1 protein-coding gene is annotated in these 1483 nt (G+C 71.7%); it reads left to right on the plus strand.

The features are described 5' to 3' along the window. Positions 1-1483: amino acid adenylation domain-containing protein (locus ACFC1F_RS43360; protein ID WP_376167338.1), on the plus strand; the 1483-nt coding region annotated here is incomplete at both ends.

Below are 1483 nucleotides of genomic sequence, written 5' to 3' on the forward strand. Positions count from 1 at the left end.
GGGTGGGGGTGTCGTTCGGGGAGTTGGATGCGCGGGCGAACCGGTTGGCGCGGTATTTGGTGGGTCAGGGGGTGGGTGCGGAGTCGGTGGTGGGTCTGTGCCTGCCGCGGGGTGTGGAGACGGTTGCGGCGATTTTGGGGGTGTGGAAGGCGGGGGCTGCGTATCTGCCGGTGGATCCGGGGCAGCCGGTGGAGCGGATTGCGTTCATGTTGCGGGACAGCCGTGCGGTGTTGGCGTTGACGACGGAGGAGTTGCTGGACGAGCTGCCGGCGGGTCGGGTGCGGTTGGTGGCGGTGGACGGTGCGTTGGTGCGGATGCAGCTGGCCGGGTTGCCGGCGACTGCTCCTGGGGTTGCGGTGGTGCCTGCGGCCCTGGCGTATGTGATGTACACGTCGGGGTCGACGGGGCGTCCGAAGGGTGTGGGGGTGACGCACGGGGCGTTGGCGAACTACGTGGGGTCGGTGCCGTCGCGGGTGGGGTTCGGCGCGGAGGGCGGCAGGTATGCGTTGTTGCAGGCGCAGGCGACGGACCTGGGGAACACGGTGCTGTTCGCCAGCCTGGCGACCGGTGGTGAGCTGCACATCCTCCCCGAGGAGGCGGTGACGGATCCGGCGGTTGTCGCGGCGTACTTCGCCGAGCACCGGATCGAGTTCGTGAAGGTGGTGCCCTCGCACCTGGCGGCGCTGGCCGCTGTTGCCGGTGCGGGGGGTGTGCTGCCCGCGGCGTCGTTGGTACTCGGCGGAGAGGCCGCCCCGGCCGTGCTGGTGGAGGGGCTGCTGGAGGCGGCGGGCGAGCGTGGGGTGTTCAACCACTATGGGCCGACGGAGGCGACGATCGGTGTTGCGACGGCCCGGCTGACGGCGGAGTCGGTGGCGTCCGGTGTGGTGCCGGTGGGTCGTCCGGTCGGGAACACGCGGTTGTTCGTGTTGGACGGGTTCCTCCAGCCAGTGGCGCCGGGTGTGGTGGGTGAGTTGTATGTCGCGGGTGTGCAGTTGGCGCGCGGTTATGTGGGTCGTCCTGGGTTGACGGCGGAACGGTTCGTGGCCTGCCCGTTCGGTGGTGCCGAGGGCGGGCGGATGTACCGCACCGGTGACCGGGCGCGTTGGACGGCGGACGGCAGTGTGGTGGTGCTGGGGCGTGCGGACGATCAGGTGAAGGTACGGGGTTTCCGGATCGAGCCGGGTGAGGTGGAGGCGGTGCTGGCCGCCCATCCGGGCGTGGCGCAGGCGGCGGTCGTCGCCCGCGAGGACGCGCCGGGGGACCGCCGGCTGGTCGCCTACGTCGTCCCCGCTGACGAGGCAGCCGACGAACTTGGCGCAGCTGTGCGCGACTTCGCCGTCTCCAGGCTTCCGGAGCACATGGTGCCGTCGGCGGTGGTGGTGCTGGACGCGCTGCCGCTGACGGGCAACGGCAAGCTGGACCGCAGGGCGCTGCCGGCGCCGGACTTCGCCGCGGTGGCGGGTGCCGGCCGTGGTCCGGCGTC

The organism is Kitasatospora sp. NPDC056181 (assembly GCF_042266225.1).
In the GTDB taxonomy this organism is placed as follows: Bacteria; Actinomycetota; Actinomycetes; order Streptomycetales; family Streptomycetaceae; genus Kitasatospora.